Consider the following 15,975-nt stretch of genomic DNA (forward strand, 5'->3'; position numbering starts at 1 on the left):
TTGTTTTTCTTTGTTCATAATTAAACATATTAACCGATAAATAACAAAAAGGTACTGCTTAATGCAAAAAAAAGCGAAATAGTTTAGCGGCTTAAAAAAACTGCTTTCATTATTTGCCAATAAACTAGTTTTTAATCGGCTCTTTTATTGCTACTCTAACCAGCTTATGGCTAGCTTTATATAGCCAAACTTAAAACTCAATCACTAACACAGTCAATAATAACTATGAGTAACGAAAGTACGATTCAACCCGCAAATAAAAAAGCGAGTCTAACCACACGCATTGTTATCGGTATGATTGCCGGCATTTTAGTTGGTAGCTTTTTTCAATGGTTAATGCCTGATGGCTCAGACCTAGTTTTTAATCTTTATCTTTTTGAAATATCGGTAAAAGGGCTTTTTGTCGATGGTATTTTAGAAGTCATTGGGCAAATTTTTATGGCAAGCTTGCGCATGCTAGTTGTGCCGCTAGTGTTTGTATCATTAGTTTGCGGTGTCTGTTCACTAAAAGATACCAGCAAGTTAGGTAGAATTGGCGGCAAAGCCATTGCTCTCTATTTAGCCACCACAGCAATTGCCATTAGTTTTGCTATTTTTATTGCTCTTATCATCGGCCCTGGTGAAGGCGTTAACATGCCAACAAGTAGCAGTTTTACTAGCCGAGAAGCACCATCACTAGCACAAGTTATTATTCAAATGTTTCCAACAAACCCATTTGCTTCTTTTGCCCAAGGAAACATGTTACAAGTAATTGTTTTTGCTCTACTCTTTGGTATCGCCATCGCATTATCAGGCAAAGCTGGTGAACGTGTTGCAGCAATGTTTGATGACTTAAGCGAAGTCATTATGCGCCTAGTAGCAATATTAATGAATATTGCTCCTTATGGTGTATTTGCCTTGCTTGCCAGCTTATTTACTACGGTATCAATAGAGACCTTCGGTAAGCTTATTGTTTACTTTTTAGTAGTGCTATTTGTACTTATTTTACATGCAACCATTACCTACTCGGTTATTTTAAAATTACTTACCGGGCTAAACCCATTAATCTTTTTAAAGAAAATGCGCGATGCAGCTATTTTTGCTTTTTCAACAGCAAGTTCAAATGCCACGATTCCAGTTACGCTTGAAACAGCAACACGCAAAATGGGTGTAAAAAATTCCATAGCCTCTTTTACTGTGCCATTAGGTGCGACAATCAATATGGATGGTACTGCCATAATGCAAGGTGTAGCTACAGTATTTATTGCACAAGTTTTTAGCCAAGATTTAACCTTAGCTGATTACTTAGCTGTAGTACTTACTGCCACTCTTGCTTCAATTGGCACTGCCGGTGTACCTGGGGTTGGCTTAATTATGCTAGCTATGGTTCTTGAGCAAGTTGGTTTGCCTGTAGAAGGTATCGCTTTAATTATTGGTGTTGATAGATTACTTGATATGACAAGAACGGCGGTAAATGTAACGGGTGATTCTATGGTAAGTATTGTGGTTGCTAAAAGCGAACAGCAATTTGACAACGATATGTACCTTGATGAACAGGCAGGTCATACAATTGAAGATATCGATTTTCACCATCTGAAAAACGACTAATCTGAATTAAACTTGTAGAAATCAAAAAAGGGCTTACGCCCTTTTTTTGTAATCAATTTTTACCTAGTTTACTAATTTAGCCTGGGTAAACATTATTTTTTTGAGTTAGTTTATTTAATACACTGTCTACAGTTAAGCTTGCAGCTTTTGAAAACTTCTCTGCTAAACCTTTTTTCAACTCATATTTAATTGCTACAACTTTATGTGTCTTATTTTTTTCTTGTAAATAATCGTCACTTGTTTGAATGGTATCTATCAATCCTAGCTCTAACGCTTTAGTACCAAACCAGTGTTCACCAGTAGCAACTTTTGCCACATCAAGGCTTGGTCTGTGGGCACTAACAAAGTCTTTAAATAGCACATGAGTTTCTTCCAACTCTTCGGTAAACTTTTCTCTATCTTTATCCGTATTTTCACCAAACATGGTCACTGTGCGCTTAAATTCACCCGCAGTAAATTGCTCAAAGTCAACGTCATGCTTTTTAAGTAACTTATTAAAGTTAGGTAATTGCGCGATGACTCCAATAGAGCCTAAAATGGCGAAAGGTGCAGCAATGATATGATTGGCGACACACGCCATCATATAACCACCACTTGCCGCTACTTTATCAACCGAAATAGTCAAAGGGATCTCATGCTGACGAAGTCTATCTAATTGTGATGAAGCTAAGCCATAACCATGTACCATGCCGCCACCACTTTCAAGCCTTACAAAAACTTCATCATCTTTTGTTGCTACAGATAAGATTGCACTGATTTCTTCTCGCAATGAAGATACTTCTTTAGCATCAATACTGCCTTTAAAGTCCAGTACAAATAAATGTGGCTGTACAGGCACGTCTTCGTCAGATTTAGCGGCCTTTTTATCAGCCTTTGCTTTTTCTTTAGCGAGCTTTTTATCTTGCTTTTCTTTTTCTTTTAGCTCTTCTTTTGATAACAGTGCATGAACAATATCTTGTTCTACTTCATCAAACTGCTCCGAAAGATCAGTTATATCTAAATCACCCTTCTTATGTTTTTGCTTTATCGCAGATGCCGCGGCAACAGCTATTATTGCGATAATAGCCAAAACAAAGGTAATGGTTTTTGCTAAAAACAAACCATAATCGTATAAAAATTCCAAAATCAATATCCTATAAATAAAAACTGGCGATAATTTACCATGTAATAGAATGAGAAAAAATAATTCTTGTTATCAAATATTACAGACATAAAAAAGCCCAGTAGAAACTGGGCTTTACAAAAATTAAGTTAAGCTTATTTATTTAATAATTTCATCATCTGAAATCAAAATAAGCTGACCATCATTAGCTATATAATTCACCATTTGCATTTGCATCTCTTTAAATGCGCGTAATGCTAATTCAGCAGTTGGTGCTACATCCTGATTAGGATTGATTAACGAAGAGTGATGACCTGCAGTAAAGCGTACCGCGCCAGATATTTTAGCTTCAGGGCTTACTGTTGTCATACTAACAGGATCTAAGCCTAATAGTGCTATCAATGGCTCAGTACCAGCAACAGGCGAGCTAGAGACAACATTTGGCAGCACTTGATCAGGTAGATTCTCACCACCATCTCCAACCACTTCTTGAAGTAAAATAGGCGTTTCTGTCGCTTTTAATGCAGCAGCATAGTTCATCGGCTCAGCATCATCTAATGCCATTTGGAATGCAGTTGCCGCTTGTACCATAGTGCTCGATAACGCAGCAGCATCTTCCGGCGATAACGTTGTTTGGTATGTTGCATAAGTTTGCATTAAGAAACCAATAAATACCGCACCATCTGCTGGGGATAAGCCACCTTGGTTATTATCAGCAAAATATTGTTGGAAGCCTTCATCACCACCATAAGCAAGGACTGACTGCAGCAATGGTCCAAATGTATTTGAACCTATGATAGCGCCAAAACCTAGCCCTTGCATTGGCACATTTAATGTCGCCGCCTGTACTTTAAACATGGCATTGATTTGTTCTGACTGCTCAGACTCAGGCACACTAGTATTTGCTAAAGCTAAGAATTGTGAACCACCGATAGAGCCTAAAGATAAACCAGTAAAGTATACTTTAGATTTATCAATATCTGCGCCATTTAGGAAGTTCAAACCAAAGCGTAAGCCTAATAAGTCAATAACAGCTTGTCGACCATTTGAAGCTGTTGTGCTAAAGCTTTGCAAGTTAATATAATCAAGCGGATTCACCGAGGCATCGATATTATTGTTACCATCTCCGGTTAAATCAAACCCACGTGAATTAAATAGCGGGTAATCAATCGCAACACTAGCAATACCAAATAAAGATAGCATTGCCGTTGTTGTTAGCATATCTTCTTTCTTTGATGGAATACCGTGCTGAAGAATAACAACCGGCCAACCTGCTTCAGGCTTTTCAATTGCACCTAAACCTAAACTTGGGCGAAGTGCATTAACCACAGCAAGATCTGGCACTGTCATTTGCACTTCAACATTTTGGAAGCTATTAATCTTTGGAATCGGGTTATATTTGGTAAGATTACGCTCTGTATCTAGCCCAGCTAAAACTGGGTTATCAGACGTACTAAAGTCACGTAAACCAAAAGACATACAAACAGCATCATTGGTACCAATTGGCTCAGCTGGGATTAACTCTGGGTTACTTGCTGTAAGTCCAGCTATTGCGGCACCTGAATCACAAAGTGCGTTCATCCAAGTATTAAGTGGAGCAAGTGGATTCTCTGCACTTGGAGTATGTAAATAATATGGTAAAGACACATTACCTAAGTAGTAATTTGCTGAACTATATAAAGCAATATTTTGCGCATCTGCCGGGTCTGTTGGATCTAATAACTCAGCTTGAATCATCACGTCAGCAACAGAAAGCGTAGTATCCTGTACATTAATAGCTGGTACAGGTACAAGCGGAGTTTCCGTCAGACCAGATAATAATAATTGCTTACTAACGCCTAACACTTGGCCAACAGATTGAGTTGTCATTGCCATTGAATAAGCGATACTCTCTTTATCAACACCTGCGGCAACAACTGCGCCTTCATAGCTATTGATTATGCCCTGTAGCATTAACTGACTTTCAGAGCCAAGCGGCTTCTCGTTAATATCTTCACGTACAGCTTCATAAGTTGAAGAGCCAGCAATAGGCTGAGCATTACTGTCTTCAATATTAGTGGTTAACACCACAATGTAACTTGTTTGTGGCTTAAGTGGTTTTAGTGGAATAACCGCAATACTGCCGTTAGACGCTTTTGAGACAAAGTCAGTGCCAAATGCTAGTTCAGCAACTACTTTACATGCTAACCCTCGAGTTACCTGCTCACACTGTGGATCGGCTGCATCCCCTCCCATAATGGTTTCAAAAATACGAACAGCACCAGGAGCTGCAACACTCGATTCACTAAGTGTTACTTCTGAAGGGAAATCCATATCAATTGTAAACGCAGTATTAGTTGACCAACCATCTAAACGACTCAGTGCAACAGTCGGGTCGGCAGCATTATCAGGGTCGGCTACCGGTAGGTTAAGCGTGCCATCTTTACTGCCACTAAAAAGCAAATCATTAGGAACAGACATCACGCCATTGGCTGGATCAAATACCACTCGAGACGTTGGGTATATCGGCGTACCATTCTCTTCTACATCTTTTTTAACATCGTCAATCGTTTCGCTACCGCAACCACTTAGACTTAATGCACTAATGACTGCGAGGCTAAGAGCTAACTTCTTCATTATAATTCCCCAATGCCTGTTTTTATTATTTGTAAAAGTGGTTGTTGCAATGGACTACACTAAAGCGCAACACCCACCTTTATTATTATATTATTGATCGTAATTTTATTTAGTTCAGCGTATTACATTTGCGTAATTACTGTTTACTTTGATAAATATGCACTTTGACCACATTATCAAATTAACTAGTTAGACCAGTTAAACTTAACGCAAGATTTAGTAATGCGCTAGCGCTTTTTTCAATTTATGAAGAATTTTTATAGTTTCTGTAACATTCTGATGAAAAACTCCGACAAATGTTACTTTTTTGCTCGTGTTATAAAACGCCTCAGCGTAGAATACCCGCCATTAAAATTTACCTTAATAATGAGAAGCGAATATGTTCGATTACGATATCAATTCAGCTAACTTAAAAGATAAAACTATTTTAGTGGTAGGTGCTGGAGCTGGCATTGGTAAAGCAGCAGCCCTTACCTACGCCAAACTAGGCGCTACCGTAATTTTATTAGGAAAAACTGTTAAGAAACTTGAAGCGGTTTACGATGAAATTATTGCCTTAGGTTATCCTGAGCCTGCGATTATTCCGCTTGATTTAAAAGGTGCGACAAAACAAAACTATATTGATATGTCAGCAACCATTGCTCAGCAATTTGGCAAATTAGACGGCGCATTACTCAATGCCTCCATGCTGGGTGAATTATCACCATTCACCCAAATTCATGAACAAATTTATGATGATGTGATGAATGTTAACGTGAAGGCTCAGTTTTTATTAGCGCAAGCATTAATCCCAAGCTTATTACTTGCTGAAAACGCCTCATTAATATTCACCTCTTCTGGGGTTGGTAATCAAGGTCGCGCTTATTGGGGGCCTTACAGTATGTCGAAATTTGCCACAGAAGGTATGATGCAAATAATCGCAGATGAGTATGAAAGCTCTAATCTTCGCACTAATGCAATCAACCCTGGCGCAACAAGAACGGCAATGAGAGCCAGTGCCTACCCTGCAGAAGATAAAGAAAAACTAGCTACAGCTGAAGAGATTATGCCGTTATATGTTTACTTAATGTCTGATGATAGTAAAGAAACTAATGGCCAAGTGCTAAAGGCGCAGTAATTGTGACGACATTTCATCAAATGCGATAACCCGTCGCATTTGATGAAAATTAAAGCTTCGCTATTTGTTGGCATCTAAAAAAGTATTAATCAATTGTATACTTGATGTCGATAAATGACTTTGAGTGCTTTTACCATTGATAATATCTAATACAGATGAACTAAGTTTTTTCCCTAACTCTACTCCCCACTGATCAAATGGATTAAGCTGCCATAATGTACCTTGCACAAATATTTTGTGCTCATACAATGCAAACAAAGCACCTATCGATTCAGGCGTAATTGATTCCAACAATAAAGTATTACTTGGTGTATTACCTTTCATCACCTTATGAGGAGTTAAAGAAAGCGTTTCCTCGCTTTTCAATTCCTCTTCTACTTGTTTAAGAGTAACGCCTTGCATCAGCGCTTCACTTTGAGCAAAGCAATTTGCCACAAGTACTTTATGATGCTCTTGATACGCTTTAGTACTGGGCTTTAATGAAACAATAAAATCAGCAGGGATTATATCCTCACTTTGATGCATTAACTGCATAAATGCATGTTGCCCATTAGTCCCTTCTTGACCAAAAATGATAGGAGCAGTTGCCCAAGACAGCTTTTCTCCATCAATGGAGACTGACTTACCATTACTTTCCATATCAATTTGTTGTAAATAACCAGGAAATGCCCTTAGCGAATGTTCATAAGGTAAAACTGCCAAGCTATGGTAACCTAAAACATTACGATTCCAGATACCAAGTAAGGCCATTAATACGGGCATATTGTCACTAAAATCCGCTTGTTGAAAATGATTGTCCATTTCATAAGCGCCTAGCTTAAATTTTTCAAAGTTTTGATTACCGATAGCTAAAGCTAATGGTAAGCCTACTGCTGACCAAATTGAAAAACGGCCGCCAACCCAATCCCACATAGGCAAAATACTATTTTCATTGATACCAAACTGGGTCGCTTTAGTTAGGTTAGAACTCACTGCAAACCACTGCCGAGATATGGCATCGTCAGTTTTCAACTCATCTAACATCCACTGTTTAACTGAATGAGCGTTTAGCAAGGTTTCTTGTGTGGTAAAAGTTTTAGAGATAACGATAACTAAGGTTGATTTAGCTTCTAATCTGGAAAGTTTATCAGCTACGGCTTGTCCATCCACATTTGACAATACATGAACATTTAAATGTTGTGTTTGATACTGAGATAAAGCGCTTAACGCTACCTTTAGTCCATAATATGAACCGCCTATACCTATTACTAATACATCAGTAAACTTCTGACCAGTACAGCTAGTTAATTTACCTTGGCGAACATCATCAACAATCGAAGCCATATTAACTTCAGTTTGCAATACTTCCTGAGCTTGCTCACCTAAAACAGCATATTTAATTTCACTTGGCGCGCGAAGCAGCGTATGCAACACAGCTCGCTCTTCAGTATTATTTATCTTCTCACCTGAAAACATAGCATCAATACTATCGTTTAAACGACAGTCACGCGCCCAAGTAATCAAGTTAGACAGTTCATCTGGGGAAATGTTTTGTTTAGAGTAATCTAAAAAAAGTTGTGACATTTTTAAGGCAAATGATTGCCCTCGTGCTTCATCATGAAACAAGTCTATAATTCTGCGAAGTTTAACGCTCTGAACAAAGGAAGGGGAATTAAGTAGATCCATATAAATCGGTGTTATAATATTTTAACCAAGCCAGATAAAAAACTGTTCAAATTATACTTCATCATCACTATTAAAAAAACAATTGATTATTCGCAGGTAGGTACACAACTGAACTTCCTAACCACTATGCTCCCGCTAATTAATTGTCGCTAACTTATTAAGCCTTTACACATAATCAGGGTAAACATATAATACGGCGCCCTAGCCCTTTAGATTTTATCAACTCAACATAGAGTACTAGTCCCAGTGTCAAATAAACTACGAGAAGATACAAATATCATACCTCAACCTGCAAGTAAGCAAGTAAATATTACACAAGAGCGTACAGACAACAGTGGCTATGAAGTAGAGTTTTCTGAACTAATGCAGGCAATTTGGAAAGGTAAGATTCTGATTGCTTTTATTAGTAGCATATTTGCTATTAGTTCGATAGCGATCGCTCTGTCTCTTCCTAATATATATAAAGCTTCCGCCATATTAGCTCCAGTATCTTCAGATAGTGGGATGGGAGGACTAGCTAGTCTAGCAGGTAAGTTTGGCGGCTTAGCTAGTATGGCAGGAATAAACCTCGGTGGAGAGTCTTCTGATAAAACAGGCCTTGCGCTGGAGGTTATCAAAACTCGTTCATTCATAGAGAAGTTCATTCAAAAACATCAACTTACAGTGCCACTTATTGCTGCTAAGAATTGGGATTATGCAAGTAACGAGTTGGTTTATGATGAAGATTTATACGATGTAAATCAACAGAAATGGGTCAGAGAAGTAGATTTCCCTAAAACACCAGAGCCGACGCCATGGGAAGCTTATAAAGCATTTAACAAAATATTTACAGTTTCACAATCAAAATTAACTTCTATGGTTACTATTGAAATGGAGTTTTACTCTCCTGAGCTGGCCCAGCAGTGGTTAACTTGGCTTATTGAAGATATTAATTTCTTTATGCGCGAGCAAGACTACAAAGAAGCTCAGGATTCGATAAATTACCTAACGGAAAAGCTTGAGAACATTAAAACAAGTAATATGGAAACCATATTTTATCAACTGATAGAAGAGCAGACGAAAAATATGATGTTAACCCAGGTTAAAGCTGAGTATGTATTAAAGACTATCGATTCACCACAAGTACCAGATGAAAAAGATAAACCTAAAAGAGCGCTTATCGTCGTTTTAGGAACCATATTAGGTGGTGTATTATCAGTATTAATAGTCTTATTTAGATTTTTCTCCAATAGAAATAATGCGTTATAGCTTTAGCTCTGTTATTTGTAAATAACACTAAGTTAGCGACTAAATTACCTCAATTAACAAATGTAATGAGTTACTTAAAGAATTAAGATAGCTCGAACATAATTAAAATAACCAAATATCTTTTATCATTAAAAGATGTGTGAAGGATCAACTGATGGCTTACCTTTCTAGTAGCGAATTAAAAGAATTGGGGTTCGCTTATATAGGAGAAAACGTAAAGATTAGCGATAAAGCCAGCTTATATAATTGTGAGCAAATATCTATCGATGACAACTCCAGAATCGACGACTTCTGTGTTGTTTCTGGCAAAGTAAAAATTGGTAAGTATTGTCACATAACCCCGTATTGCCTGGTTGCTGGTGGTATCAAAGGCATAGAAATGGAAGACTACGCCACATTGGCTTATCGCGTAAATGTTTTTGCTCAGACCGATGATTACTCAGGCGGTTCCATGGTCAATAGTCTAATTCCCAAAAAATTCAAGACGGAAACATTTGCTAAAGTTACTATTGGCAAACACGTCATTATTGGAACTGGCTCCACGGTTATGCCTGGTGTAACCGTATCGGAAGGGTGCTCTGTAGGAGCAATGTCTCTGATAACAAAGACAACATCTCCTTGGGGCATTTACGCAGGAATTCCTGCTAAACGAATTAAAGAGCGAAAACGCGACATTCTGAATATTGAACAAGAATTTTTAATGGAAATAAATCAATAATGATCCCTTTCAATAAACCGCCTTATACGGGCAACGAAGAGCAATACCTTTTAACCGCAGCTCGCAGCTCTGCGATGGCCGGTGACGGACAGTTTTCGAAAAAATGTGAACAATGGTTTGAAACTACATTTAATGTTAACAAATGTTTACTTACGCCGAATTGCACTCAAGCATTAGAGATGGCTGCAATTCTTCTCGATATTCAGCCTGGTGACGAAGTAATAATGCCAAGCTATACCTTCGTAAGCACAGCAAATGCCTTTGTGTTAAGGGGAGCAAAAGTCATATTTGTGGACATTCGCCAAGATACTTTAAATATTGATGAAAACAAAATAGCAGACGCTATAACACCTAAAACAAAAGCTATCGTTGTGGTTCATTATGCTGGAGTAGCCTGTGAAATGGATTCTATTATGACCCTTGCTAACGATAATAATATATTTGTTGTTGAGGATGCCGCACAAGGGGTGATGAGTAACTATAAAGGTAAAGCTTTAGGAACTATTGGCCACTTAGGTGCTTATAGTTTTCATGAAACAAAAAACTACACTAGTGGCGGTGAAGGTGGTTTATTGTTAATTAATGACCCAGAATTTGTAGAGCGCGCAGAAATAATCAGAGAAAAAGGCACAAATCGCTCTAAATTTTTCAGGGGAATGATTGATAAATACTCTTGGGTTGATGTGGGTAGCAGTTACTTACCAAGTGAGTTGCAAGCGGCTTATTTATGGGGTCAACTAGAAAAAGCAGAAGAAATAAACGAAAAACGCTTATCCCTTTGGAACCGATATGCTAATAACCTTCAAAGTCTTGCTTTGTCACAGCATATTGAGCTACCTACAATCCCACAAGGCTGTATTCACAATGCTCATATGTTTTATATAAAAGTTGCTGATATTAAGATACGTTCTAAGTTTATTGCATTTTTAAAAGAATCAGATATCCATTCTGTTTTCCATTATATTCCTTTGCATTCTGCTGAAGCGGGTCTTAAACATGGTATATTTTCAGGAAGTGATGTTTATACTACCAAGGAAAGCGAACGCTTGATAAGACTACCAATGTATTTCAGTTTGTCACTTGAAGACGTTGATATGATCTGCAATAAAATAAACACCTTTTTTGCATAGTTAAGAGCTATTAAGTGCACCTGAAAAAGTCATTTGCTATAACCTTCTCTGCCCAACTATATTCAACGGTTGTTACACTCATTGTAACACCTTTGTTAATTAGCTTTGTTGGTGCAGAAGGGTTTGGGCTAATTGGTTTCTATCTAATTTTGCAAACATGGTTACAAATTTTAGATGCAGGCATTAGCGGCACTTTATCACGGCAAGTCGCTTTATCTAAGCATTGTAGCAGCTCATTTCAAAGCTTTCTCACATCGTTTTATAAGATCTATCTTATATTTGCTTTTATAGCATTAGTACTACTGATACTAGGGTTTACCTTTGCAACGACATTTTCTCTACATTGGTTTAAAACAAATCTTCAATTAGAGTTAGTTTCATATTGCGTTTTAAGCATGGCCATAACGCTAAGCTTTAAATATCTTAGTGGTCCATTACGCAGCGGGCTAATTGGCCTAGAATGTCATATTTTACTAGGCTTGTTTAACTTCTTCTATACCACATTACGTTATCCTGCTGGGCTCGGAATTTTGTACATTTATGATAGCTCCTTAAAAGCATACTTTACCTATCAAGCTTTTATCGCTGTACTAGAATGGTGCACTCTTCAAGCATTGTTTTATTTAAAGTCGCGTCATGCTATTAAAATTGCCACAGAATCCAGCTCTCCGACTCAATCTTCAATTAAATCGTTACTATTATTATCTGTGCAACTTTCAGTATTATCTATACTGTGGGTTGTTGTCTCACAAATAGACAAATTGATTTTGTCGGGTGCACTAAACCTAAAGCAATTTGGCTATTATTCATTAGCGGTAACCGTTACTGGCGTTATGTTTACTTTAAACATACCTTTAAATCAAGTTTTAATGCCAAGATTAACCGCTTTAATGGCAAATAAGAACAACGCCAAATATGTTACCATTCTGATAAAGTCTGTATTATTTTCAATCCTTACCTTCATCCCTCTTGGTATATTTTTAGTGGTATTTGGAACAGAGTTGGTTTGGGCTTGGACAGGAAATGAGGAAGCTGCGCAAGAGGCATCTCGTTATATTTCCTGGTTAGCGATAGGCAACATTGCTGTCATTTTTATGAACTTCGCCTTTTTATTACAATTTACACTTAAAAATCTAAAAAAGCACTTAATCGCTTACGCCCTATACAGCGCAATTTTAATACCTCTAATTTTCCCTGTTATCGATTACTATCAAGGTGAAGGCGCAGCTATTTTTTGGATGTGTCACAATATAATTTTCTTTATTCTTTGGGGGGGGTATACATTCAAAAAATATTTGCGCAATTTTGTAAATTTAATATTCATTCCAGCCCTGATAACTACCTCTATCTTTTCAACCATTGTACTAACAAATTTGGAATATTTTGTTAGTTTATATAGCAATCAACGAGGATTAACATTTTTATCTTTAAGCTTTACTGGCATTAGTTGTGTAGGTCTTTTATTATTAGCAGCCTTAATTTTAAGACAGCCTATTAATTCAACGATAAAAAAAGTTTCATTAATTACAGAGAAATAAATGTCCAAAGTAAAAAAGTTTGTCATCTTCTCACCACCATATAATGAAAAATGGGGTGGTGTTGTAGTATTACATAAATTATGTCACCTTCTAAATGAACTAGGACATGATGCAAAAATTTACCCCCACTACGAGCAGTTTGTAATGGATAAAGTAAATTTTTTCCATACACTTAAGTTATTTTTTAAAGTTGAATTAAAGTATTTAATTAAAAAGCTGATTAAAGGATTTGAAACAAACCCACATTTAAATACACCAGTAATTAAACCTTCGAAAGATTATCAAGTTGATGATGACTGCGTAGTAATTTATTCAGAAATAGTATTAGGTAACCCTCTTAATGCTAAGAATGTTGTTCGTTGGTTATTACACCAGCCCGGCTTTCATTATGGACAGATAATGTACAACCCAGGCGAACTACTTTTTAAATTTAATAGCGCCATAAATGATTTTGAATTTCCAGGTTCAAAAACCTCAACGCAAGAACTAAAGGTTATTCATTACCCCTTAGAGCATTACAATCTAAACGAAGTGCCTGTTGAAAAAAAAGGAATTGCCTACTGTATTCGTAAAGGAAAGCACAAAAAGCTAGTTCATAATCCTACTAATGCGACTTTGATTGATAACTTACCTCACAAAGAGGTCGCTAAAATATTAAAAAAATCCAAGCAATTCATATCTTATGATACCTATACCGCTTATTCTATTTTTGCCGTGTTATGTGGCTGTGAATCAATTGTAATACCAGACGAAGGGACAAGTGAAATAGAATGGTATCCTAAAGAGACTGATCGATATGGGCTAGCTTACGGGTTTGATAATATTGAAAAAGCAAAATTAACAGCACATCTAGTAAAAGAGCATATCATACAAGAAGAGAAAAGCTCTTTAATGAATGTTAAAAAAAGCGTTGATGAAATTAACCAGTTCTTTTTTGATAAAAATTAATGAAAATTCCAAATATAAAACAGAATGGTTTACATTACCTATTAACATTTTTAATTTTAAGTTTGTTATTAAAAGACTTCTTTAAAATACTTACTTATTTTATTCCTCTTAATGTAAATTACATATTTTTACCGTTACATGTGGTATTTTTTTTAGTTGCATCTGCCCATATCTATTTAAGAAAAAAAATCTCGAGTATCGCACTTCTCTTACTCATATTTTTCTCATGGAATAATATATCTTTTATCTTATACTACTTACTCGATAATACATATGATTACAATATTTTTAATTTATTAATTGCACTCTTCTTTCAAGGAATAATGCCTATAACCTTACTTCTTATAGCTTATTCACATCCAACTCACATGTTCAATGCCATAATGAGATCAAATATCATTTTAGGCATATTTACATTAATTACCACATCAATTTTATTTGTTCTATTTATTAAGAACCCCCAAACTGTTACAGACTTTTTTGTTGTATTAATGAAACAAAACTTAATTGTTAACCCTATTCAGTCGCACAAAGACGGCCTACAACTGAGATTTAGCAGCATTTTTTATTCTGCCTACTCTTTAGCTCTTTACTGCAATGTTATGATAGTTTTTGCTTTATTTTATATAAAGAGCCCATTAAAAAAAATATTGACTGTGTTAGTAATTCTCCCATTGCTAATAATGACATTCAATCGTAATGGCATGGCCGTAGCTGCTATTAGTATTTCAGCTTATTTCTGCTGGCGATATTTAAAAAGCTTTTTCTTACTGTATATGTCATCACTACTTACCATTATTTTATTAACCGTATTTTTACTTCCGTTACTCCTTAATGTCGTTGAATACGAGTTTGGTCACTCATCTACCTCTGGCTTATTCAGTAAAATGAGCACATTAGCAGTAAGATTTGACGCATGGGTATCATTTTTAAGCCCCGAGAATTATGTTGACATACTTATAGGTAAAGGGTTCGTTCAAGGCTTAGCCAATACGGAATTTTATCTCGATAATGGCTTCTATTACTTTATTAGCCAAAATGGTATTTTTTGGTTGTTGCTTTTTTTCGCTATAATCTCGATAACTTTTTTCAAGCTAAAAAGAATCTACAATCAAAATCCAAGCCACGAGTCAGCAGCTTGCTTAATTATGTTTAATGCAGGTTTGTTTTCAATGTTTTTAAACAACTCTTTCTATGAAAACATATTTTTAGTATTTTATTGGACATTCCCATTATTATTCGTATTTAAAAACGAGTATAATAACAAAATATCTACAGCTAAATAGCTAACTATTTATCTCCAACTTTTACTTACAAGTCACATAGTTAATATGTTAAAAAAAATATCTGCCGCGACCCTAACCTACGGTAATAGATTAAATTTTTTATACCAATCAATAGATAGGCTACTAGAGCAAGGCTTCGATATGATTTATGTCTTTTGTAATGGTATTACTAAAGACAACTATCAAAAGTTAACAAGCAAATATCACGGTACACCTGTTATAACCTTATATTCAGATACAAATTTGGGTTCTGCAGGAGGTTACTATGAACTAATAACACATATTGCACAAAATGATGACGCCGATTATGTTTTATTACTTGACGATGACAATTTAGTCCCTAGGAATTGCTATCAAACATTAATGCAGCTAGATATTAAAGAAGATGAGCTTTATTACTTCCACCGCCCCGATAGAATGCTGCCCAAATTAGCAAAAGAGAAGCGACAACCCGAATTTGTCATGGGTAGTGAGAACTCTTTCTTAGGAAGAGATATCTTCTCGAAAATAATTAAATCAAACTCTAAGTACGCTGGTGATATTATCGCGGCTCCATATGGAGGTCTGCTATTAAATAAAAAGGCTCTTGATACAGACATACTCCCGAAAAAAGACTTTTATTTATATGCCGATGACTATGAGTACACTAATAGATTAGTAACAGAATATAATTTCAAAATCATCTTCTCTGAAGATATTCTAATTGAAGATTTAGAAAAGAGCTTTCACCTTAGAAAGGGAAGCAAATTGCTATCAAATCGCTTTAGCAATGCAAATGCAACACAGCTATATTACTCAGTAAGAAATAACACTTGGTTAGGCCTGTTACGAAGCAACTCCAAAGGGCAATATGTATCAAATGTAGTTATCTTCAGCCTAATATTTATTACACAGTTCTTATTAACGTTTAAGCTCAATAACATTAGAACATATCTAAAAGCGATAAAAGATGGATTTACTTGCTATTTGGAAGAAAAAAAGAGTAAGCCTCGTCATCGTCATATTAACCCTTAATAACAC

At 36.2% G+C, this 15,975-nt stretch carries 12 protein-coding genes; 9 read left to right on the plus strand and 3 right to left on the minus strand.

Features of this window, described 5'->3' with window-relative positions:
• Window positions 1-225: 225 nt before the first annotated feature.
• Window positions 226-1,587, plus strand: coding sequence for a dicarboxylate/amino acid:cation symporter (locus EMK97_RS05860; RefSeq protein WP_211342273.1), 1,362 nt, complete (start codon window positions 226-228; stop codon window positions 1,585-1,587).
• Window positions 1,588-1,663: 76 nt separating this feature from the next.
• Here EMK97_RS05860 and sohB read toward each other — a convergent pair whose 3' ends face one another.
• Complete coding sequence (gene sohB / locus EMK97_RS05865; protein WP_130600295.1) at window positions 1,664-2,710, minus strand: protease SohB; 1,047 nt, start codon at window positions 2,708-2,710, stop codon at window positions 1,664-1,666.
• 138 nt (window positions 2,711-2,848) lie between these two features.
• Window positions 2,849-5,305: a VolA/Pla-1 family phospholipase gene (locus tag EMK97_RS05870; RefSeq protein ID WP_130600297.1), complete on the minus strand. Its 2,457-nt coding sequence runs from the start codon at window positions 5,303-5,305 to the stop codon at window positions 2,849-2,851.
• Between the two features lie 379 nt (window positions 5,306-5,684).
• Between EMK97_RS05870 and EMK97_RS05875 the strand changes: the two genes are divergently transcribed.
• Window positions 5,685-6,422 (plus strand): YciK family oxidoreductase, encoded by a 738-nt coding sequence (locus EMK97_RS05875; RefSeq protein ID WP_130600299.1) that lies wholly within the window; start codon window positions 5,685-5,687, stop codon window positions 6,420-6,422.
• 60 nt (window positions 6,423-6,482) lie between these two features.
• Here EMK97_RS05875 and pgi read toward each other — a convergent pair whose 3' ends face one another.
• The gene (pgi, locus tag EMK97_RS05880; RefSeq protein WP_130600301.1) at window positions 6,483-8,087 is read right to left on the minus strand and encodes a glucose-6-phosphate isomerase; all 1,605 of its coding nucleotides are present in this window, start codon (window positions 8,085-8,087) and stop codon (window positions 6,483-6,485) included.
• A 246-nt stretch (window positions 8,088-8,333) separates the two neighbouring features.
• On the opposite strand from pgi, the gene EMK97_RS05885 reads away from it, so the two are divergent.
• The 7 genes from EMK97_RS05885 (at window position 8,334) to EMK97_RS05915 (ending at window position 15,969) form a co-directional block, all read left to right on the plus strand.
• Complete coding sequence (locus EMK97_RS05885; RefSeq protein ID WP_246028894.1) at window positions 8,334-9,335, plus strand: Wzz/FepE/Etk N-terminal domain-containing protein; 1,002 nt, start codon at window positions 8,334-8,336, stop codon at window positions 9,333-9,335.
• Window positions 9,336-9,489: 154 nt separating this feature from the next.
• Entirely contained in the window at window positions 9,490-10,053 is a 564-nt protein-coding gene (locus EMK97_RS05890) for an acyltransferase (protein ID WP_130600303.1), read from the plus strand.
• Window positions 10,053-11,183 (plus strand): dTDP-4-amino-4,6-dideoxygalactose transaminase, encoded by a 1,131-nt coding sequence (rffA, locus tag EMK97_RS05895; RefSeq protein ID WP_130600305.1) that lies wholly within the window; start codon window positions 10,053-10,055, stop codon window positions 11,181-11,183. Before EMK97_RS05890 ends, rffA begins: the two co-directional genes overlap by 1 nt.
• 14 nt (window positions 11,184-11,197) lie before the next feature.
• Window positions 11,198-12,721: a lipopolysaccharide biosynthesis protein gene (locus tag EMK97_RS05900; protein WP_130600307.1), complete on the plus strand. Its 1,524-nt coding sequence runs from the start codon at window positions 11,198-11,200 to the stop codon at window positions 12,719-12,721.
• The gene (locus EMK97_RS05905; RefSeq protein WP_130600309.1) at window positions 12,722-13,669 is read left to right on the plus strand and encodes a WavQ; all 948 of its coding nucleotides are present in this window, start codon (window positions 12,722-12,724) and stop codon (window positions 13,667-13,669) included.
• Window positions 13,670-14,160: 491 nt separating this feature from the next.
• Window positions 14,161-14,955 carry a hypothetical protein gene (locus EMK97_RS05910; RefSeq protein ID WP_130600311.1) on the plus strand — a complete coding sequence of 265 codons (795 nt, stop codon included), beginning with the start codon at window positions 14,161-14,163 and terminating at the stop codon, window positions 14,953-14,955.
• 45 nt (window positions 14,956-15,000) lie between these two features.
• On the plus strand, window positions 15,001-15,969 hold the full coding sequence (locus EMK97_RS05915; protein ID WP_130600313.1) for a glycosyltransferase: 969 nt from the start codon (window positions 15,001-15,003) through the stop codon (window positions 15,967-15,969).
• Window positions 15,970-15,975 lie beyond the last annotated feature (6 nt).

The sequence above is a fragment of the Litorilituus sediminis genome, from assembly GCF_004295665.1.
In the GTDB taxonomy this organism is placed as follows: Bacteria; Pseudomonadota; Gammaproteobacteria; order Enterobacterales; family Alteromonadaceae; genus Colwellia; species Colwellia sediminis.